A 20,202-nucleotide genomic window follows, 5' to 3' on the forward strand; every position below is an offset into this window, starting at 1 on the left:
GCTTAGAAGGGTGAGCAGGAATGCTGATCAGTATTACAGTTTCGATGAATTTCATTTATCATTTGGCTTCAAATAGCCATTAATTCTGAAAATTCCATCTGCTTCTGAGAATGGTATCGAATGCTGCTGAAGAGACGCTCTGACCCAAGTACTGAAGTCGGTAATTTGATCACCAACCAGCCGACCAATATGAGTTCGTTTTGTCGAGTCAATGTCCATCCACTCGATTACGCGGCTATCTCCATACTTTACCCATTCCCAATCCAAGCCTGCAAACCTAGTTCCTGAGACTTCTTCGTCTAGGTACTTGATGCGCACAGAAGGGTAAAAGTCCGGATTTGATCTTATTGCATCAGCCAACTCTCCCCACTTTGTTCTGTTCATGACGGACGAGAATTGATTGGTGTACAGAAACTCTGTTATCGGGTCTTTGCTGGCTTTGCGCATGAGCTGATGTTTCGCTAGTTATCCAATTCAGAAAATTCACCAACTAGCCAGAATTTGCCCTCTGAAATTAGCCTATATCTGTCGATGAAGTCTTGGCTAACATTGACCTTTTTAGAAAGCCAAGTGTGCATCATATGGTCATATGCTTGCAACAGGTACTCTTGGTCTTGCATGATACCAAAGTGATCAATGCTTTTATGAATGCGCTTAAGCTGAATTAGCTTAAGCAACTTCGACTTTTCAGACAGAGGAATTTTATATGTTCGGGGCTCAATTGAGGAATACCCAGCAGTTTCAATATCAGCAAGTAAATCATCGTAGCTGGCAAAAAAGCTGAATACCGAATTCTTTGGTACCAAGTCCAGTACTTCCGTTAGGAAAGCGGCTTCCTGATCTACCATCAGCCATTGGAAATCAGCTCGCGGCTCAGGTTGTACAGCGACTGCTTCAGCGTATAGAAAAACAGCGTTTCGGGCAGGGTTTCGCCCTGGCTTAGCTGCCTATCGAGCTGGTGCAGGCCGAGGCTGAGGCTGTCTTCGATTTCGCGTAGCAGGAAGTCTTTCACGCGCGTGCGATCCACGTCGACACCCACGTCGCGCATGAGCGGCGCTACTTCGTCGCCGTCGAGCACGAGGTCGAGGAAGCGGCGGGTGTTGTCGAGCACGGTTTGCTTGAGGGCGGCGTCTACCTGCGGCAGCTTCAGGCGCGTGCTTTCGATGTCGTTGCCTTCGATAGCACCGCTGTATTTTACCGTCCGGATGTTGTCGAAATCGGCGTGGCTGGTCGAGCTGTCTTCAAACAGTACGCCGCCGTTGGTGGTAGCTTCCTTGGGGTTATCGGCCAGAATGACGCGGAAGTTGGCGGGCGGCTCTACGCCCGTCGCACCCTTAAACACGGCTTTCGTGATGCGCTCAATCGCAGCCAGGCTGCTGCCTCCACTGAGCAGCCGCAGATACAAGCTGCCTTTGCCCGAGAAGCATAAATAACGCGGTGCCTTAAGCCCCAGATGCTGAACTAGTTGCGCCACATGGTAAATAATAGCCGTGTAATGCAAATAGAACAGCACCCGCAGTTGGCGCCCTTTGCCGAGGCCGAGGCTCTGGGTGAAGCGCAAGGCGTCGTTGTAGGCAAACAGCAGGCTCGTCACGTCGGCGGAGCTGAAATCGGGGTTTTGCAGCGCCGCCCGCAGGTAGCCTTTGTATTCCTGGTTTTCCTCGCTATCGGGCAGACTCTCAACGTATTGCACACCTAGGCGCAGCAAACCGTTTTGCTTAGGCGCGCCTTGCACGCGGGCATAGCCATCGCCCCACAGATCGTCGCCGGCAAAGCGGAACGACGAGCTAAAGGCCGGCCGCTGATCGGCGAAGATGAGCAAGTCGGTAGTGCCGCCACCGATGTCGATGTTGATGACGTTCTCGTCGCGGTTGGGCACCACTTGGTTGGTGGCGGTGAGGTAGTAGTACGGCGCCACCGACTCCGACACAAACTGCGTCGTGCGGCGCGTCCGGAACACCTGCTGGAACGCCTCGTCCCACACCTGCTGAAACTGGTTGCGCAGGAAAGCATCAAAGCTCAGGGGCGCAAACCATACCACGCGGGTATCTTCCAGAATGCCGCCATGCAGCGCCGCTTTGTGCTTCATCAGAAGCAGAATTTCGCGGAAGAAGGCCCCGATGCGCGACACGCCCTGCGGGTCGAGCTCAGCCGTCCACTTCAAGTTCGTTACGAAGCGGTTTTGGGGCGGCTGGTTGGTTTCGGTGTTGATGCTAAAACCTATGTTGATGTTACTGAGCACTTTACTTGGCTCGTTGGCATAGGCATTGGTTTCGCAAACAGCCGTCCGGATCGGGAATTCATACACCGAACCCTGTTCGCCGATAATGCTGGGCACAAATTCCCGGTTTTGGATCAGCGGCACGTCGATGAGCTGGCCGGGGCCGCGCATGTAGCGCTGAAACGCCGAGTAGCCGGTGTCGGGCAGCGGGGCATTGAGCAGCTCCACTTGTACGTCGCTCTCCCCGATCGTAAACGGCCGTGGATGTGCCGCGGGCCCATCGGCATAAGCAACGTGGGTGTTGCTGGTGCCAAAATCGACGGCAAACGTGAAGCGGCGCGTGCCGCGATCCAGCTCACGCCAGCGCGGCACGATAAGACCCCGGGCCGGCTCAGCACCGTGGAAAGCCGGCGGACACGTCAGCTCGGCAATGTCGAAATGGGTGCCGGTAATTTCGTAGTAGGTGCTGCCGGCCGTGGCAACGCTTTTTTGGGTGCGCTCGAAGCGGGTAGCGCGTTTGGAAGCGCCCTGCTCCGTAATCTGGTCGCCACCGGCGAAGAACTTCAGATCGTAGCGCCGCTGGAGCATAGTTGGCGAGTTGTCGGCATCCACGAGCATAACTTTGTAGAAGTCGTTGTACTCGGGTTGCTGGCGCATTTTGTAGAACGGGAACACGCCCAGGCCGATATTGGCCCGTACGATGCGGCCTTTCTCCGGAATCTCGCGGCCCTGCGCATCCTTGGGGTTTTGTGGATTCTGGTAGTAGCTGCGCTCAAACGTGATGAAACGCCCGCCCTGCACCGGAATCCGAAGGGCCACGCGCACGTGGTTCAGGTCGATGGTAAACGTCAGCAACTCCGCCAGATCGTGCTCCGTGAAATATTCGAAGAACGCCTGCCGCAGCGGCAACAAGTATGGGAAGCGCGCCCGACCCTGTGTATCGGCACCGTACTGAAACGTGACTTTGCCTGTATGAAAGCGCTGGGTGTTAAGCTCATAAGGAAGCTCCACCAACGCATCTTCCAGGAAGTCGCCGACGGTGAGGTACGGATATTTGAAGCCTTTGCCGGGCAGCACGCGGTTTTCCAGCGTCAGTTCGTCGGCGTACGGTACGGGGGTGCGGTCATCCCAAGGTTGGCCGTTCAGGTAGTTGGCGCCGGCCATCGTGAGGTTGGGGCGCAACACCAGCGGGCGCAGCTTGCCGTTGCTCAGGTCGCGGGTAGCGGCAATAAATAAGTCGGAGCTCATTACAGCCGACTGGTCGGCACGGCCGGGCAGCGGCACGTTTTTGATGCTGGCCAGGTTGCCCTGCAAATCGGGTAGTGCGGGGTACTTCGTGGCAAACTGGGCCGCGGTGTGTTCGCCCTGCATCTGCATCTGGTTGATGCGCGAGCGGTCGAGGCCGGCAAATACGCTTCCGGCAAACTCCCGGCGCTGCAACTGCGGATACGCCAAAAACAGTTCGTACACAAACTCACGAAAAGCGAGTCCGCGGTCTTCCAGCAGAACTACTTGATTATCAAAGTAATGCCCACGCGACTGAGGACGCTCCAAATCCAGCGGGAATACCGTCGGGGCCGTAAAAAATAGCGTCAGCGGCGAGGTGCCTCCCAAGAGCCGCGGTCCGCCGGGCAGATTCGGCGACTCGTAGAACACCAAATACATATCGGTGAAGTCGCGGAAGCGGTCGTCCTGCAAAAACAGCTGCAAGGTTTCGCCCAGCAGGCGCGTGCCTTCGTCGGCGCGCATGCGTTGCACCTCAGCCTGCGCATTCCAGCGGCGCAACGTGATTTTGCGCCCGGCTTGCGTGTAGAGATGGTAGTTGTAGAGCAGCTCAAATAAGTCCCAGAAGTGCGTTACCAGCTCGTGGTACACGCTGCCGGGGTTGCGCTGCCCTTCGCGGGCCAGAAAATCAAACGCCGTTTCGAACAGGTGCATCCGCGCAAAGGGCGTCGGGATGGACACAGCCACGTTCTTGGCGCGACCACCCGTGGGGTCGGTCACCGTGTTGATTTCGGTACTGGTAATCGGGGCGGTTTTCTGCCAGCCTTCAATCTGCTGGGTACCGTTGTTATGTAAGCGAAGGACTTTGGGCATCCTGATTGTCAGTTGAGTAGTAATCTAATTCCCCTCCTATTTTAAGTAGGGGTGCCCGAAGGGCGGGGTGGTAACGGCGTTGTTTACAGGGGCAACTAAACAAGCTCAGCACGCGGGCCAACCACCCCAGCCGCCGCTTCGCGACGGCATCCCCTCCTCAGCTGAGGCGGGGAGTTGGTCGTTCTTTTTACACCACTTTCACCTTCTCCTCAAATGCCTTATCCGTCACGTCGTAGAACAGCGCCAGCATTTTGCGGAAGCTGTCGGGCTCGGCGATGGTTTTTTCGGCTTTGTTCAGCGAATCCAGTAAATAATTGTGGCTCAGGCCTTTATTAAAGAAGTCGTTCCACTTCTTTTCGACCGGCTTGCCGGCAATCATCACGTTGAAGTCGTCGGTGGTCAGGTCGAAGGGACGGAAGGCGCGGCGGTTTTGCGAAAGCTCTTTCAGCCATTCGTCCACCCCGAATTCGGGGCTGTGCAGGAAATTACTTAACTCCCTGAAAATGGGCTCGTTGCGCATAGCGTAGTCCAGATTCAGGTTGTCGTGGTAGGGAGCTTTGTCGGTGGCTAGGTGTTGCTTGTGGTAGCGCGTAAAGTACAGCAACTGCGTGAGGTGCTTGGCCACAATCTCGCGCGACTCGTCGGGCAGGTGACTAAACTGGATCTCCTGCGCATCGGTGCCGAGGCCGTACTCGTGAAACTGGGTGCCGCTGCCCCGCAACTCCGCATCCGGATATTGCATGAAATCGACGATGCTCAGGGCCGCCAGCAGCTCAATCACGTGGGCTTTGTTGCGCTGGGCCGTGCCGCCGGGCTGGTTTTCGTAGGGCGTATCGGGCGTATCGGCCAGATAATACAACGCATTCAGCCCCTGCAAGTTATGCTCGTAGTAGCTGAGGGCAGCCTTGGTTTTGGTCAGGAAGCTGTTGGAGTCGATAACCGAATTATCCTCCGATTGAAGCGCGAAATACGGCATTACCGTCACGGCGCCCGTGATGGCGTCGCGCAGGTAACGGGCATTGCTGAGGCGGGTGTTTTGGTCCTTCAGGTTTTTGAGCAGCAGCGGAAAACCCGCGGCGCCAGTTCCACCGAAAATACTGGAAATGAAGAAGATACGGTCGCCTTCCTGGAAGTTGTCGGCAAAAAAGCGAATCTCCGGCGACTCCACTACTTTGTTGAGCACTACAGAGCCCACATTCGGCGAGCCACGGAAACCGATGGTCAGCGGGCTTTCCAGGTTGTCCTGCGTGAAGAGCAATTCTACCAGCCCTTTTGAGTCAACGGACAGCTGATCGTAGTGCAGATATTGGCGAAAGCTCTGGTTGATGCCGCCGAAGTCGAACACAAAGGTGTCTTTCACACCGCCGTTGGTATCGGCTGAAATGCTGCTCAACGTGCTCACGTCGGTCTCGAAAAAGCCTTCTTCGCGCGGACCTAAGTGGCTGTAAATCTGCTGGTAGCTCTTGAGCATGTTCACCGTCCGGTTCATGTCGCCGTTGTGGGCATCCGGATCGATGATGATGGGCACCACGCGATCGCAGTTGCGCAGCTTGATGCCCGAGGCCAGCAGCATGGTGAGCGAACGAATCACGCGCGAGCCCGTGCCGCCAATGCCGAAAAGAAAGAGTTTAGCCATTGCGAGTTACTGATTTGAACGAAACTCCCCGCCTCAGCTGAGGAGGGGACGCCGTCGCGAAGCGGCGGCTGGGGTGGTTGGCTCGTTGCTGATGTTGTTTTATAAGAGCGACTTAGAGAACATCCGCTTCAAACAACGCTCGGACCACCCACCCCTAACCCCTCCTCAGCTGAGCAGGGGAATTAGTGCTGGTTTGATCGATTCCGCTTAAAAAGGTGTCGTGCTGGCGTTGGTCGAGCCTTTGCGCAGAATGATCGAGAACAGGAAAAACCACAACAGCCCGTAAAAAGCATTGAGCGTGGCCATCCAGTAGATGTAGGAATGCTCGGCGGCCTGCTGGGCGTGCGCTTGCCAGATCGCCACCACGAACGCCAGCAACGCATTGATTACCAAAAAGATAACCCAATGGCGCACTTTGTTAAAGGTGGCCACGCCCATGGCCCGGTTGATGAGGTAGTAGAAAATCAACACCAGCCCCAGCGAAATCCCGAGCGTGAGCAGGCCCACATTCGGGAAGATGACATCCCGATACAGAGGCGTTTCGGACGGCGGCTGCGGGGTGCCGATGAGTTCGTAGAGAAAGCGGAAGAAGCTTTTCATAAGACGGATGTAGCGCAAAGCACCAGCTTCACGCAGCGTGGAACGATGGTCGTTAGCGTACCGGCTAACGGAGCGGACAATACGCGAAGCAAATGCTGCGCGCCACTATTTGGCAAGTTGCAGGGTCAACGGAAGTGTAAAAACGGGTTTTTCTTCTTCGTTGGTATATAAGCCGGCCACGCCATCGAGTAAGCTGCTCAGGGCGAAGGTTTTAGCACCAACTTGGTTGATGTTGCTGTCGTTTTTAGTGGTCCATTGGCTCACCCAAGCGGGGCGTTGGTCGCGCAGAACCAGCTGCACTGGCCGAGCACCGCGGCCAACACGGGTGACGCGCACCTTCACAAAATGCGTGTACTGCGACTGCGGGCCGCTGCTGTTGCGTGTGTCGTCGGTGGCGGCAAACACATCCAGCACTTTGGCGTCGGTATCCTGAGCTTGCAGCTGAAGATTCGGCTTCAGGTATTTTACGTCGCGGTACAGCGCGGGCAGGGCTTTCATGTTCAGCCCCACGACAAACTCAACAGGCTGACTAACAGATACTTCCTGCATGGCCACAGTATGATAGCTCGCGCCCGCTGTGCGTTTGCTGGCGCCTTGGTCGCCGTAATACCAAGCACCTTTGTTCTGAAACTTATCGAGCAGTGAATATGCTGGCTGTGAATACGTTACGCCAAAGTGTGCTTGCTGAGCCGGCTGGCGTTCGAGCAGCGCGATATCGAAGCGCTGCACAGCGTCGGCCGGACCGATCACCCAGAAATAATACGGAATATCGGTATCGCAGCAGCCGTTGATTTTGTGGGCCGCCGTTTTCATGGCCGGATAGAAAGCGCCGTGAAAATCAGAGGTATAGCCATATACCGACACCGCCAAGTCGGAGCGGCCCGCACGGTTGAGCGCGTCGGTAATGTCGGTTTTGATGTAGGGCATGGCTCCGGCGTTACGCGGCGCGTAAATGAAGTCCGAAATCAGAATGCTGACTGCATTGGGCTGGTAATAATGGCTGACCAACGTATCCAGAATCGTGGGGATGCTGGTGCTGCTGGCCGCCTCCCGAATGCCTTCGCGCACCGTCGTTTCCAGTTGTTGGTACGAGTCGCGGTAGGGCTTCTCCTTGATGCGGTAAAATGTCTTGCGCTGAGCTGCGGGGCTCCGGTTCAGGTCCGACAAAAACTGCGCTACATGCTGCTGAAAGCGGGTATTTTGGGCGTCGGCACCGGGTTTGGGCATGAAGCCTTCCATCGAGCCCGATACTTCCAGAAACACATTAACTGTTGCCAACGGGCCGGCAACTGCCGCTGCCGGCGGCGGTGCCACAGCCGTGCCATCGGCCGGCTCGACGGCGGGTTTTTCGGTAGTTTCGGCGGGCGTTGAACTGGCCGTACCCGAATCGGACTTCATGTCTTCGCGGGAATAGCAGCCGGGCAGCGTCAGCAACGCGGCCGCCAGCAGGGGAAACAGACGGGGCAAAACAGGTATTCGCATCGAAACAAAGTACAGACTACCGGCCGAAGCCGCAACCATGCGTACTGCCATCGGCTCCGTCAGGTTGTGGGTGGAACGCTGATGCGAGTATAAAATTTTATTCCGAAAGCAGGCTTGTAATATCCTTCGCTGCTTTCGCGAATTTATCGTCTTGATACAGAGCCTGTTTTGAATTTCGTACGGCAGCTAGAAATATTAAAATATTTCTAGCTGCCAGCAACGGGTTTTATAACAATTTTAATATCAGCCACTTGCTTTTCAGACTATTGCGCCGGCTTTTTCCAGCAAGCGCTTGGTGGCCCAAATGCCGTCTTCTTCGCTCAAGCCTTCGCCTTCGTACTCCACGCCGATGTGGCCGGTATAGCCGGCTTTTTTTACGATTCGAAGCATTTTGACGTAGTCGATGATTGTTTCATTGCCTTGGCTATCAAAGGCATACGATTTGGCACTGACGCCTTTGGCGTACGGCATCATTTCCTGCACGCCCTTGTAGCGGTCATACGCTTTGGAGCAGCCTTGCGGCGTGCCGTAGTCGGCGCTGAGGCAGAAGTTGCCGAAATCGGGCAGCACGCCGCAATACGGGTTGTTGACCTGCTTGATCACGGAGCTAAGCCATTGGCCATTTGAGGAGTAGCCGCCGTGATTTTCGACGATGACGCCGATTTTATTTTTGGCTCCGTACTCGGTTAGGCGACCCAGGCCGTCGATGGCGGCTTGGGCTACGTCCTGCTCGGTGCCTTCGCCATGGGCATTCACGCGGATGGAATGGCACCCCAGAAACTTGGCCGCATCCACCCATTTGTGGTGGTTCTCAACGGCTTGACTGCGCTTGGCTTTGTCGAGATCGGCTAGGTAGCCTTCGCCGTCGATCATGATGAGCACGTTGCGCACGCCCACGTCGGCGGCGCGCTGCTTGAGTTCGGCGAGGTAGCGCTGGTCGGTAGCCTTGTCTTTAAAAAACTGATTGACATACTCCACCGCGCTGATCTGGAAGTCGTTTTTCGCCTTGGCCGGAAAGTCGAGATTAGTCATTTTGCCTCCAAACAAGGCGCGGTGCAACGACCATTCGGCCAGCGAAAAGTCGAAAAACAGCTTGCCCGTAGGCTCGGCCAGCAATTCGCCGGGCAACGCGGCCAAACCCAGCCCGGCCGCCGCCAGACCCATACTTTTCAGAAACTCTCGACGCGGTTGCAGCATATCTGGCACTGGTTAAAAGGTAAGGTTTCAAGCAGAATTGGGCAGCCGGAAGCAGCGAGCGCGGCTTAGCTGTAGTCGATTTCGGTATTGTCGCCGATGTTGAGGCTGTGGTTCATGCCGCGAAAGGAAGCGTCGGAGCCCACGATGCAGTCGTGTAGCACCGCCTGGAGCAGCTCGCTGTAAGACCCTATGATAGAATCACTTATGATGGTATTCTTCACAATAGTGCGATCGCCGATGGCTACGTTGGGACCGATGATGGAGTTGGAAATCCGGCAATCGCGGCCGATGCTCACGGGCGGCACAATGATGGTATCCGGAAACTCGGGGTACTCGCGGCGCTCCAAAAACTCGGGGCGACCGAGCAGCCTGGCGTTGGCTTCGAGCAGCGTTTCCTTGCGGCCGCAGTCAAACCAATTGTCGACGGGCGTGGTGACCATCTCTTCGCCTTCTCTGATCATAAGCATCAGAGCATCCGTTAGTTGAAATTCGTCGTGCGTACGAATATCTTCGGCGATTATGCGTTCCAGCGCGATGGCTAACCGGTCGGGATGGGCAATTTTATACAACCCCACCATGGCGAAGTTCGACTTCGGAATTTTGGGTTTCTCGACTACTTTCGTCACGTGGCCGCCCGCCGTGGTTTCGACCAACCCAAAAATCGACGGTGTTTTTACCTCTTTCACGGCTAAGATGGTGCCAGGCGTTTGCAGCATCTTGGGCAGATCGATGTCCACGATGGTGTCGCCGAGCAGGATCAGGATGCCGTCTTGGTCGTAGCGAAACTCCTCGCGGGCCAGCCACAGCGCGTGGCCAATGCCCTCGCGGGGCTCCTGTACCACAAAAGTGGCTTTCAGTTCGGGGTATTGGCGCCGGACGTAGCTCTCAATTTTCTCGCCCAGATAGCCGATGATAAACACAAATTCCTTGACGCCGGCTCCAACGAGCCGGTCGATGATGTGACCCAAAATGGTATTGCCCGCCACGGGCACCAGCGATTTGGGCTGGGTGTGCGTGTGGGGGCGCAAGCGGGAGCCTATACCGGCAACGGGGATGACGGCTTTCATGAGCAACGGTGGTAGCGTAAGCACGCAAAATAGCGAATCGGCCGGCAAGGCAACTCCGACACAACCGCAGTGGCGCGAATTCGTACTTTGCAGCGATCTTGTTGAGGTATTAGCAGCAAGTTGTCGGTTGCCGGATGCCTGTTGGCACTACCACCTCAAGGGGCCAATTGTTTTCCGCCGCCGAAAGCCCGCACGCTGATACCGGGTCACAAACCCTTTCTTTTGAAAAACCCTTCACCTATACTCCTTTCTCCCTTATGAAACGTCTTCTTCTGTACCTCGCCGGAATGGTGGTGCTCCTCTCCCAGTCGTCGTGCGGCTACAACAGCATGGTTACCAAAGACCAAGCTGTGAAAGCGCAGTGGGCCAACGTGCAAAACAGCTACCAGCGCCGCTCCGACCTCATCCCCAACCTCGTGAACACGGTAAAAGGTGCGGCTAACTTCGAGAAAAGTACCCTTACCGATGTGATCAATGCCCGCGCCAAGGCGACCAGCGTGCAGGTGTCGCCCGAAAACCTGACGCCCGAAAACATCAAGCGTTTTCAGGAGGCGCAAAGCCAGGTTAGCGCCGGCTTGGGCCGCTTGCTGGCCGTTTCGGAAAACTACCCCGACCTGAAGGCCAACGCCAACTTCCAGGAGCTCCAGGCCCAGATTGAAGGCACGGAAAACCGCATCAACGTGGAGCGACAGAAGTTTAACGCCGTCACCAACGACTACAATACCTACATCCGGTCTTTCCCCAACAACCTGTTTGCGGGTATTTTCAAATTCACGGAGAAGCCTTATTTCGAAGCCGACGCCACTTCGCAAAAGGCCCCAACCGTACAGTTCTAATTTCGTTTGCTAGAAGCTTAAGTTGCTGATAATTTGATGTTTATAAAATCCAGTAAATATCAGCAGCTTAAGCTTTCAAGTTCCCACACTTATGACTAACCCTCTCACGCCGGCGCAGGAAGCGGCTTTGGTAGCAGCAATCAAGCAAGCCGAAGTCACGACTTCGGGCGAAATCCGGGTGCACTTGGAAGATACCTGCCCCACGCCCGAACCCCTCGACCGCGCGGCACAGGTGTTTGCCGAACTCGGCATGCACCAGACGGCCCAGCGCAACGGCGTGCTGTTTTACTTGGCTTGGGAGACTCGCCAGTTTGCCGTGATAGGCGATGCGGGCATCAACGCGGCCGTGCCCGACGATTTTTGGGAAACCACCAAAGAAACCGTACTCGATCAGTTTCGGGCCGGCCACTACGTTACCGGGCTGGAGCGCGGCATTCGCATGGTGGGCGAGCAGCTCCAGCGCTATTACCCCTACAATGCGGCCACCGACCGCAACGAACTCGACGATTCCATTTCGTTTGGCGACTCTGCGCCGCCTCGTCCATGACCTCTCCCCTTATGCCGTCGTCCCGACGCTTACTGACTTCCTTGCTGGGAGTTTTGCTGCTCTTTGTCAGCCTGTTGCAAGCTGCTGTAGCACAAGATGTTCCGCCACGGCCTAATCCGCCACGCCTCGTCAACGATCTAGCGGGCCTGTTGCAGCCCAACGAAGTAGAGGCGCTGGAGCGCAAGCTCGTCGCCTACGACGATTCTACCTCTTCCCAAATTGCCGTTGTGACGGTACCCAACTTGGGCGGCGACGACATTGCCAATTACGCCCAGCGCCTCTACGAAAGCTGGGGCATTGGCCGCAAAGGCCAAAACAACGGCATTCTGGTGCTGGTGGCCAAAGAGGAGCACCGCGCTCGCATCCAGACGGGCTATGGTCTGGAGGGTGCCGTGCCCGATGCTTTGGCCAAGCGCATCATCTCCAATACCATCGTGCCGGCTTTCAAGGAAGAGCGCTACTACGACGGCCTAAATAGCGCCACCGATGAGCTAATTGCCTTGGCGAAAGGCGAATACAAAGCCGATCCGGCCCAAACCCGTACCTCCAACGACTCTTCCGGCTCGGGCTTTCCGTTCTGGATGATCATTGTGGTGCTGGCAATTATCATCATGATCAGCCGGCGGGGCGGCGGCGGCAACAGCGGCGGACGTCGCAACCGTGGCTTTGGCGGCAGCATGATTCCGCCCATCATTTTCGGTGACTTCATGGGCGGCCGGGGCACCTTCGGTGGCGGCGGTGGCGGCTGGGGAGGTGGCGGCGGAGGCGGTGGTTTCGGCGGCTTCGGCGGCGGCTCCTCCGGCGGCGGCGGCGCCAGCGGCAGCTGGTAGCCTCAGGTAAATCAAAAAAGCCCTTCCACATAAGTATTTGATTGTCAAACACTTATGTGGAAGGGCTTTTTTTCGTCATGTGTTTAATGATCGCTCTGCACACCGGCCCGAATGGCTACGGGGAGTCGGTTTTCGGCGGGCGGCACCGGACAGGAATACTTTGGGCTGTAAGCACAATAAGGATTGTAGGCGCGGTTGAAATCCAGCATGAGCACGGGGCTTTTCGGGATGCGCAGATCGATGTAGCGGCCGCCGCCGTAGCTTTCGTGGCCGTTGGTGGGGTCGGTGAATGGCACAAACAGGTAGTCTTCGTAACCGGGCTTGCGCATCAAATCAAGGCTCTGATACACTGTCAGTTGCAGGGGCTGCCCGTTGAGGGTAAAATGCAGCACGCCGTACTTGCGGTATTCGGGCTCGCGGGCGGTGCTGGTTTTCATGCGGAAAGGCAGCGCCGTCGAGTCGCGCTCTAGGGTCGCTTCCACGTAAAAAGCGTAATCTGTTGGGAAGAACGGGAGGCCTTTAAACGCCTTCCGCTCGGCAGGCGGTAGCGGCGACTCCTGCGGATTGCGGTATTCGGCGTTCAGTTCTTGCTGAAAAGCAACCACCGATTGCGCGTGTTCGGCAGGCGCAAGATGGGCCGTTTGGGCATGGGCGCTTGCAAAAACACAAAGCAGCGCCACCAGAAATCCTGAGAACCGGAAGTTAGAAAACATATAACTTACTCTATTACAACCCGTTGTACCACTACACCGCTGGCATATTCTACCCGCAGCAAATATACCCCCGCCGGCAGGTTGTGGATGGGCATGGTAAAGGAGGACTTTGTGACGGGCATTGCAGTCGCAGTTTTGCCTGTAATACTCAGCAAGTGAATGCGTTGCGGCTTAGCCTTTGCATCCAGCTGCACATGCAGCATACTATGTGCTGGGTTGGGGTAAACTTCGGTACGAATACGGGCCTGGGTAGCCGAAGCGTGCAGCACCTCTGCGGCCACCAAGCGCGCTAATCCCAGTACCCGGTGGCCGCCAACATCCGTAAAGCTGCCGCCAATCAGGATTTTGCCGTCGGGTTGCAAGGCTACGCAGTTGGTTTCGTTGTTGGGGCCGTCGGCGGGCTCAAAAGTGGCGTCGCGCGGACCGTTTTCCTGTACCCGCAGCAAATATGGCCAGTTGTTGATGTAGCCGTCGCCGAGCAGGCCAGCTACCAGCAGCCGGCCGTTGGGTTGCACCGCGATGCTGCGTACCACGGCTACCTGCGGAAACTCATTGGCAAAAGTCTGATCCAGAGTGCCGTTAGGCTGCAAGCGCGCCAAGCCACTGACCAGCTTACCTTTTAGGTCCGGGATGCTCCCACCGACCATCAACCGTCCGTCGGGCAGTTCGGCCATGGTGTAGGCGACGCCGCTGTTGCCCCACGCGGCCGAGTAAAAATTGGGGTCTTCGGTACCGTTGGTCAGCAGTCGCACCACGGGTTGTCCGACCGCCATGCCGTTGACGTTGCGAAAAAATGAACCAGCCGCTAGCACCTTCCCATCGCTTTGGATGTGCAGCTTGTAAATATTGCCCTGCGGCGCTGTGGTTTTGAAAGACGGGTCCAGGCTGCCATTGGCGGGGTTAATCCGAATTACGGAAGTATAAAAATTCGTACCCCCGTTGACGTACAAAAAGGCGCCCGCGATCAGGAGCTTGCCATCGGGCTGCTGAGCCAACGCACTCACGCTGGAGCTGCCGCTGCTGTCGTAGAACCCAACGGCGAAAAGCGGATCGAGCTCGCCGGAGGCCTTCAGGCGCGCAACGGCCAAGCGCTTTTGCCCGTCGATGCGGGTGAAGGTGCCGCCAACTACTATTTGTCCATCGGCTTGCAACAGGAGCGTGCGCACTTCCCCGTTGAGGTCGCTCGGCCCACGAAAGGAATTGTCTACCTCCCCGTTGGGCAGCAAGCGGGCTATTTTGTGAACCAGTACGCCGTTTATCTCGGAGAAATCTCCGCTTATCAAAATCCTTCCATCGGGCTGTAGCACTAGGTTGGTTACAATACCCAGTTGCTGCAGCGCCAGCGCAAAGCCGGAAGCTGGCGCGCCAGTAGCAGAAAGCGCCACTAAGCTCGTTGAGCGCGTGGCAAAGCTGCTGAAATTGCCACCCGCCAGTACCACGCCATTGGGCAGCACTTGCAGCGCAGCTACCACGCCATCAGTGAGTTGCGTAGGCGCCCATGCGGCATCTTCGGTGCCGTTGGGCAGATAACACACCACGCTGGAGGTCGGAGTTACATCACTGGAAGTAGAAACCACAACCAGCTTGCCATCGGGCAACACAGCCATGCTGCCGTTGTCGCTGGGGTTGCGGATGAGTGGCGCGCTGCCGCTGGGCACGAAGGTAGGGTCGACGGTTCCGGAAGGCAGCAGGCTCAACAAGCTACCGCGAACTGTGCCCACTTGGTTGGTGATTGCGCCGCCCACCATCATTTTACCATCCGATAACAACTTGATTTCCTGCACGTTCAGTACAGCGCCCGTTGCAAAGGACAAGTCGCGGGTACCATCGGCGTTGAGACGCAACAAACCGCCGACCGACGCTCCGTTGAAGGTTGTAAAAGTGCCGCCGACCAAGATTTTACCATCGGGCTGCACTACCATACTGCGCACGCCTTCCACCGTCAGGCCGGCGGCAGGCACGAACGTGTTATCGCGCGACCCATCGATGTTGTAGCGGACAATGCCCGGTTCGGAACCGGTGCCTGTGTAGCCATAGCCCTTGCCCGCCACCAGCAGGCGGCCATCGGGTTGGGCGGTAGCCACAATGCCTTCGCTCCCGTAGCCGAAAGAGAACGTATTGATAGTAAACGCGTTATCAGGGCTTCCATCGGCGTTGAGCACGATCAGGTTGTTGGCCACCTTGCCTGCTATTGCTAGCGACGAATAGCCCAATAACAAGGCTTTACCGCCCGGCAGCGGCCGCACCCCCCAAAGCCGGGAGCTGGTTTTGCCCTGCAACACCACCCGAAAATCCGGATCAGGCGTGCCGTCGGGACGGTAGCGCACCACATCGGCATGCGGCTCGCCGTTGGCATGCGTGAATGTGCCGAGCACAACAGCGCTCCCATCCGGGTACACGGCCACGCTCTTGACAACGCCCGGTTTATAAAGCTCCGTAGTTTTAAAATTCGGATCTAGAAGTTGCGCTTTACCGCTAAAAGGCAGGAGCCACGTTACAAGTACAAGGCTAAGTAGTAGCTGTTTAATTCGATACACGCGGCGTAATAAGCTAAAAGGACGGGGAAATAGCAGTGGCAATCTACGCAGTTTTGCCCTGACCCAATAGTAAAATTCCGTGTTCTTCCCCGAAGCTTGCGCTATCAGCCTGCCAATGGCTCCTCGTCGGGTTCGGCGGCGAGCACCTGCTTGTAAAACGGCAGCCCGTAGAAGGGCCGCAGCAGCCGGATCACGTCCAATGCATCGGCTACGGCCGTGTGCGCTACGGTGGGGTCTTCTAGCTTTGCCCGCGCCTTACAAATGGCCATTGTTGGTAACCGACTGTCTTTCTTCCAGTTAAGATAAAACACGGCCGGATCGAGCATGGCTGGCTCGGCATACAGCAGCGTTCCCCAGCCCGGCAGTAGGCGCAGAAAACCCAGATCGAACGAGCCAATATTCTTGCCTGCCAGCACCAACCCAAGCCGCCCCCGCTGGTCGGGCTTGTAGCCGTAGGCCAACAAAAACTCCTGTAGCTGCGGCACCAGTTCCTGGATGGTACAGTGATCGGCCCGTGGCTCCTTTTCGGCCAATTCCTGCATTAGCCCGGCATTCAAAGCCAGCGCACCAGCCGTGCCCACGTATTCGGGGTGGCGCACGGCCCGCCGAAACGTAGGCAGCTCTTCGAGCGGCAACGGGCACTTGGTATCTTCGATAATGGCCGCCAGCTCAATAATCTGGTGCCGATCAGGGTTGCCGCCCGTGCATTCGAGGTCGAGGGAAATGTAGCGCATACGGTAAGCAGCTACGCACGGAAGCCGGTTAGCGTTAGCAACCAGTTGTAAATCGGCGGGTTAATTCTTTCTGGCTCCGTATACAGGGCAGGTTTCTTCGCAGAAGTTCAGCACAATTGCGACCAACCAGAATAATCTGGCACGTACTGGTGTTTACGTATTCCAGCGATAATTCTGCGCTCGTATCTGTCCCTACTTATCGTCCCTCCGTACCTTCGCCCTCATGACCGACGCCCCCAAAAAACTTTTCCTCCTCGACGCTTTCGCCCTCATCTACCGCGCCCACTTCGCTTTCAGCAAAAACCCGCGCATCAACTCCAAAGGCATGAATACAGGTGCCGTGCTGGGCTTCACCAACACCCTGGTGGAAGTCCTGCAGAAGGAAAAGCCCACCCACATCGGCGTAGCTTTTGATGCCCAAAAGAAGACGTTCCGCCACGATAATTTTGCCGAATACAAGGCCCAGCGCCAAGCCATGCCCGAAGACATCGGCACGGCCATTCCGTATATCAAGCGCATCATTGAGGCCTTCAACATCCCGATCCTGATCATGGACGGCTTCGAGGCCGATGACGTGATTGGCACGTTGGCCCAACGCGCCGAAAAGGCTGGTTTTGAGGTGTTTATGATGACACCCGACAAAGACTACTGCCAACTCGTGACGGATAAGATCAAGATCTACCGGCCGGCTTTCATGGGCAATGCCGCCGAAGTACTTGATTTACAACACGTTCTGCAGCGCTTCGAGATTGAGCGCGTGGAGCAGGTAACCGATATTCTGGGCTTGCAGGGCGACGCTTCGGATAACATTCCGGGCATTCCGGGCATCGGCGAAAAGACCGCCAAGACGCTGATTCAGAAGTACGGCTCGGTTGAAGGGCTGATTGCCCACGTAGACGAGCTAAAGGGCAAGCAGCAGGAAAACGTGCGCAACTTCGCCGAACAAGGCCTCATGTCGAAGGAACTGGCCACGATTCATGTAAACGTGCCCATTGAGTTCCACGAGGAAAACCTGACCCTGACCCAGCCCAACGAAGAAAAGCTGCGCGCCCTGTTCGACGACCTCGAGTTTCGCCAGTTGGCGGCCCGCGTGCTCAGCGGCGGCGCCCCGGCGGCGTCCGTCACGGCGCCCACGCCGCGGGGCGCCCGCCGGCCCAGCGTACCGGCAGCCCAGGCTTCGCTGTTTGATGCGCCGGGTGCCGTGGCCATTGCCGCTGAAAACGGCGAAGAACTCGGCCACGAAGGCGCCCCGGCTGGCCCGCGGCGCACGCTGGCCGATGTGCCCCACCAATACCACCTCATCGACACGCCTGCTATGCGTAAGTCGTTGTTAGACTTCCTGTTACAACAAAAGGAAGTCAGCTTCGATACCGAAACCACCGGCCTCGATACCATGACGGCGCGCTTAGTAGGGCTTTCGTTTTGCTGGCTGCCAGGCGAGGCCTATTACGTGCCAGTGCCCCACGACGATACCGACGCAGCCCAGGCACTGGTAGACGAGTTCCGGCCGTTTTTCGACGCGGAGCATATCCTCAAAATCGGCCAGAACATCAAGTACGACCTTACCATACTGAAGCATTACGGCGTGCAGATGCGCGGCCAGCTCTTCGACACGATGCTGGCGCACTACCTTCTGGAGCCCGACATGCGCCACAACATGGACGTGCTGGCCGAAACCTACCTGCACTATTCGCCGGTTTCAATCACTGACCTGATCGGGCCGAAGGGCAAGAAGCAGAAAACAATGGCCGACATTCCGCCGGCCGAAGTCAGCGATTACGCCTGTGAAGACGCCGACGTGACGTTGCAGCTCAAACATTATTTCGAGCCGCGCCTACAGGAAGTGGGCTTGCTCAAGCTGCTCAACGAGGTGGAGAACCCGTTGGTGCCGGTGCTCAGCGACATCGAATACGAAGGCGTAAAAATCGATTCGGGCGCCATGAACGAGTATTCGGCGGAGCTACAGGGCTACATCACCGAAATCGAAAAGCAGATCTTTGCGGCGGCGGGACAGGAGTTTAACATTGGCTCACCCAAGCAACTGGGCGAAGTGCTGTTTGACAAACTCCAGCTCGGCGGCGGCAAAATCAAAAAAACCAAAACCGGTCAGTATGCCACGGGCGAAGAAGTACTGAGCGTACTGGCCGCCGACAACCCCATCGCGGCCCTGATTCTGGAGCACCGCCAGCTCACGAAGTTGCGCTCGACATACGTAGAAGCCTTACCGCAGCTCGTATGCGAGCTCGATGGCCGCGTACATACGTCTTTTAATCAGGCAGTTACAGCAACCGGGCGTTTGAGCAGCACCAACCCTAACCTGCAGAACATTCCGATTCGCACGGAGAAAGGCCGGGAGATTCGCAAAGCCTTCGTGCCCCGCGACGCCGATCACATTCTCGTTGCGGCCGACTACTCGCAGATCGAGCTGCGCATCATGGCTGATTTTTCGGGCGACAAAACCATGATTGAGGCTTTCCGACAACACCTTGATATTCACGCCAGTACGGCCAGCAAAGTATTCCACGTCGGCCTCGACCAAGTGGATGCCGAGATGCGCCGCAAAGCCAAAACAGTCAATTTTGGTATCATCTACGGCATTTCGTCTTTTGGTTTGGCGCAGCGCCTGGGCATTTCGCGCAAGGAAGCCCAGGAGATTATTGAGGCATATTTCGTGGAATTTGCTTCGGTAAAACGCTTTATGGACGACAGCATTAACCGCGCCCGCGAGCTAGAGTACGCTGAAACGCTTTTGGGCCGGCGCCGCTACCTGCGCGATATCAATTCGCGCAATGCCACACTGCGCGGCTACACCGAGCGCAACGCTATTAATGCGCCCATCCAAGGCACAGCCGCCGACATCATTAAGAAGGCGATGATCAACATTCACGAGTGGCTCATTCAGGAAAAGCTCGGCACCAAGATGATCCTGCAAGTGCACGACGAATTGGTCTTCGATGCGCCTAAGGAAGAAGTTGAGTTCATCACGCCCAAGATCCAAGAACTGATGATCAATGCCCTGCCCCTGCCCCACGGTGTGCCCATGGAGGTAGAGGTGGGCACGGGCCAAAACTGGCTGCAAGCTCATTAGGGCTTGTAAACAGTAGGTAAAAAGCCGTTGTCGGCAATCCCTTTACAAGAAAGCGCCGCTCCTGCATTAGGAGCGGCGCTTTCTTGTAAAGGGATTGCCGGAGTTATTTTTTCGTAAACGTCAGAGTAGCCGGAACGGCGATGCCTGAGTAAGTATATGTAGATGAGATCTTTAGCGAAGTAGTGGTCAACTCCAATACATCTTGCGTGGTGGCAGTGCTGCCTTGGCGCGCTGACGTTTGGGTGAGCTTGGTGCCATCGGCACTCAAGCTCCAGGTACCGTTGTCGGTATCGGGAGGAGTGCAACTGGTGGCACCTTCGCTGATGGTGTACGTGTTATTGCTGTTATAGCGCAGCAGATCGTCTTTCTGACACGTCTGCAAGACGGTTGCGTACACATCAACTGGCTGCCCGAGAACAGTTGCGGTAGCGCTCGTGAGCAGCCAATCCTTGTCGCTCAACAGTTCGGCTTTCGTAGGCGGCGCGGGGTCTTCGCTTTTGCTACTACTGCCACAAGCAGTAAGGCCGCCTAACAAAGAGAAGGACAGCGCGATTGCAACTAATTGATTCATAAATATTTAATTACAGAGACCCAAGAGACATGGTTGAATGTACTGT

General features: G+C 56.5%; 16 protein-coding genes. 4 read left to right on the forward strand and 12 right to left on the reverse strand.

The window, feature by feature from the left end:
- Window positions 1–51: 51 nt before the first annotated feature.
- The 8 genes from H9I52_RS17530 to H9I52_RS17565 all read right to left on the reverse strand — a co-directional run bounded on the left by H9I52_RS17530 (window position 52) and on the right by H9I52_RS17565 (window position 10,300).
- On the reverse strand, window positions 52–447 hold the full coding sequence (locus H9I52_RS17530) for a DUF6678 family protein (RefSeq protein ID WP_187454938.1): 396 nt from the start codon (window positions 445–447) through the stop codon (window positions 52–54).
- 14 nt (window positions 448–461) lie between these two features.
- Window positions 462–848, reverse strand: a complete 387-nt coding sequence (locus H9I52_RS17535; protein ID WP_187454939.1) for a hypothetical protein — start codon at window positions 846–848, stop codon at window positions 462–464.
- Window positions 848–4,318 carry a hypothetical protein gene (locus H9I52_RS17540; protein ID WP_187454940.1) on the reverse strand — a complete coding sequence of 1,157 codons (3,471 nt, stop codon included), beginning with the start codon at window positions 4,316–4,318 and terminating at the stop codon, window positions 848–850. Before H9I52_RS17540 ends, H9I52_RS17535 begins: the two co-directional genes overlap by 1 nt.
- A gap of 187 nt (window positions 4,319–4,505) precedes the next feature.
- On the reverse strand, window positions 4,506–5,954 hold the full coding sequence (locus H9I52_RS17545; RefSeq protein ID WP_139515010.1) for a hypothetical protein: 1,449 nt from the start codon (window positions 5,952–5,954) through the stop codon (window positions 4,506–4,508).
- A 207-nt stretch (window positions 5,955–6,161) separates the two neighbouring features.
- A complete protein-coding gene (locus H9I52_RS17550; protein WP_139515011.1) occupies window positions 6,162–6,554 on the reverse strand; it encodes a hypothetical protein in 393 nt (130 codons plus the stop codon).
- Window positions 6,555–6,659: 105 nt separating this feature from the next.
- Window positions 6,660–8,087, reverse strand: coding sequence for a hypothetical protein (locus H9I52_RS17555; protein ID WP_187454941.1), 1,428 nt, complete (start codon window positions 8,085–8,087; stop codon window positions 6,660–6,662).
- 207 nt (window positions 8,088–8,294) lie between these two features.
- Window positions 8,295–9,233, reverse strand: a complete 939-nt coding sequence (locus H9I52_RS17560) for a sugar phosphate isomerase/epimerase family protein (RefSeq protein WP_187454942.1) — start codon at window positions 9,231–9,233, stop codon at window positions 8,295–8,297.
- A gap of 65 nt (window positions 9,234–9,298) precedes the next feature.
- Window positions 9,299–10,300, reverse strand: coding sequence for a sugar phosphate nucleotidyltransferase (locus H9I52_RS17565; protein WP_187454943.1), 1,002 nt, complete (start codon window positions 10,298–10,300; stop codon window positions 9,299–9,301).
- Between the two features lie 257 nt (window positions 10,301–10,557).
- Here H9I52_RS17565 and H9I52_RS17570 point away from each other — a divergent pair, with 257 nt between their 5' ends.
- From H9I52_RS17570 to H9I52_RS17580, 3 genes are all read left to right on the forward strand, one after another.
- Window positions 10,558–11,136, forward strand: a complete 579-nt coding sequence (locus H9I52_RS17570) for a LemA family protein (protein WP_139515015.1) — start codon at window positions 10,558–10,560, stop codon at window positions 11,134–11,136.
- 91 nt (window positions 11,137–11,227) lie between these two features.
- A complete protein-coding gene (locus H9I52_RS17575) occupies window positions 11,228–11,683 on the forward strand; it encodes a TPM domain-containing protein (RefSeq protein WP_139515016.1) in 456 nt (151 codons plus the stop codon).
- The gene (locus H9I52_RS17580; RefSeq protein WP_187454944.1) at window positions 11,680–12,513 is read left to right on the forward strand and encodes a TPM domain-containing protein; all 834 of its coding nucleotides are present in this window, start codon (window positions 11,680–11,682) and stop codon (window positions 12,511–12,513) included. The genes H9I52_RS17575 and H9I52_RS17580 overlap by 4 nt, the downstream gene beginning before the upstream one ends.
- Window positions 12,514–12,596: 83 nt before the next feature.
- Here H9I52_RS17580 and H9I52_RS17585 read toward each other — a convergent pair whose 3' ends face one another.
- The 3 genes from H9I52_RS17585 to H9I52_RS17595 all read right to left on the reverse strand — a co-directional run bounded on the left by H9I52_RS17585 (window position 12,597) and on the right by H9I52_RS17595 (window position 16,497).
- Window positions 12,597–13,226, reverse strand: coding sequence for a DUF1684 domain-containing protein (locus tag H9I52_RS17585; protein WP_187454945.1), 630 nt, complete (start codon window positions 13,224–13,226; stop codon window positions 12,597–12,599).
- Between the two features lie 5 nt (window positions 13,227–13,231).
- Window positions 13,232–15,763, reverse strand: coding sequence for a T9SS type A sorting domain-containing protein (locus H9I52_RS17590; RefSeq protein ID WP_187454946.1), 2,532 nt, complete (start codon window positions 15,761–15,763; stop codon window positions 13,232–13,234).
- A 104-nt stretch (window positions 15,764–15,867) separates the two neighbouring features.
- Complete coding sequence (locus tag H9I52_RS17595; RefSeq protein ID WP_187454947.1) at window positions 15,868–16,497, reverse strand: hypothetical protein; 630 nt, start codon at window positions 16,495–16,497, stop codon at window positions 15,868–15,870.
- A gap of 223 nt (window positions 16,498–16,720) precedes the next feature.
- Between H9I52_RS17595 and polA the strand changes: the two genes are divergently transcribed.
- Window positions 16,721–19,585, forward strand: coding sequence for a DNA polymerase I (gene polA / locus H9I52_RS17600; protein ID WP_187454948.1), 2,865 nt, complete (start codon window positions 16,721–16,723; stop codon window positions 19,583–19,585).
- A gap of 103 nt (window positions 19,586–19,688) precedes the next feature.
- Here the strand turns inward: polA and H9I52_RS17605 are convergent, their stop codons facing one another.
- Window positions 19,689–20,156 (reverse strand): lipocalin family protein, encoded by a 468-nt coding sequence (locus tag H9I52_RS17605; protein WP_187454949.1) that lies wholly within the window; start codon window positions 20,154–20,156, stop codon window positions 19,689–19,691.
- Window positions 20,157–20,202 lie beyond the last annotated feature (46 nt).

The sequence above is a fragment of the Hymenobacter sp. BT491 genome (assembly GCF_014349165.1).
In the GTDB taxonomy this organism is placed as follows: Bacteria; Bacteroidota; Bacteroidia; order Cytophagales; family Hymenobacteraceae; genus Hymenobacter; species Hymenobacter jejuensis.

What these genes read in the sequence shown, in the direction of transcription:
- H9I52_RS17605 (WP_187454949.1), bottom strand. Translation starts at nt 20,156, where the DNA reads ATGAATCAATTAGTTGCAATCGCGCTGTCCTTCTCTTTGTTAGGCGGC.
- H9I52_RS17555 (WP_187454941.1), bottom strand. Translation starts at nt 8,087, where the DNA reads ATGGCAGTACGCATGGTTGCGGCTTCGGCCGGTAGTCTGTACTTTGTT.
- polA (WP_187454948.1), top strand. Translation starts at nt 16,721, where the DNA reads ATGACCGACGCCCCCAAAAAACTTTTCCTCCTCGACGCTTTCGCCCTC.
- H9I52_RS17550 (WP_139515011.1), bottom strand. Translation starts at nt 6,554, where the DNA reads ATGAAAAGCTTCTTCCGCTTTCTCTACGAACTCATCGGCACCCCGCAG.
- H9I52_RS17560 (WP_187454942.1), bottom strand. Translation starts at nt 9,233, where the DNA reads ATGCTGCAACCGCGTCGAGAGTTTCTGAAAAGTATGGGTCTGGCGGCG.
- H9I52_RS17580 (WP_187454944.1), top strand. Translation starts at nt 11,680, where the DNA reads ATGACCTCTCCCCTTATGCCGTCGTCCCGACGCTTACTGACTTCCTTG.
- H9I52_RS17595 (WP_187454947.1), bottom strand. Translation starts at nt 16,497, where the DNA reads ATGCGCTACATTTCCCTCGACCTCGAATGCACGGGCGGCAACCCTGAT.
- H9I52_RS17585 (WP_187454945.1), bottom strand. Translation starts at nt 13,226, where the DNA reads ATGTTTTCTAACTTCCGGTTCTCAGGATTTCTGGTGGCGCTGCTTTGT.
- H9I52_RS17570 (WP_139515015.1), top strand. Translation starts at nt 10,558, where the DNA reads ATGAAACGTCTTCTTCTGTACCTCGCCGGAATGGTGGTGCTCCTCTCC.
- H9I52_RS17540 (WP_187454940.1), bottom strand. Translation starts at nt 4,318, where the DNA reads ATGCCCAAAGTCCTTCGCTTACATAACAACGGTACCCAGCAGATTGAA.
- H9I52_RS17565 (WP_187454943.1), bottom strand. Translation starts at nt 10,300, where the DNA reads ATGAAAGCCGTCATCCCCGTTGCCGGTATAGGCTCCCGCTTGCGCCCC.
- H9I52_RS17535 (WP_187454939.1), bottom strand. Translation starts at nt 848, where the DNA reads ATGGTAGATCAGGAAGCCGCTTTCCTAACGGAAGTACTGGACTTGGTA.
- H9I52_RS17530 (WP_187454938.1), bottom strand. Translation starts at nt 447, where the DNA reads ATGCGCAAAGCCAGCAAAGACCCGATAACAGAGTTTCTGTACACCAAT.
- H9I52_RS17575 (WP_139515016.1), top strand. Translation starts at nt 11,228, where the DNA reads ATGACTAACCCTCTCACGCCGGCGCAGGAAGCGGCTTTGGTAGCAGCA.
- H9I52_RS17545 (WP_139515010.1), bottom strand. Translation starts at nt 5,954, where the DNA reads ATGGCTAAACTCTTTCTTTTCGGCATTGGCGGCACGGGCTCGCGCGTG.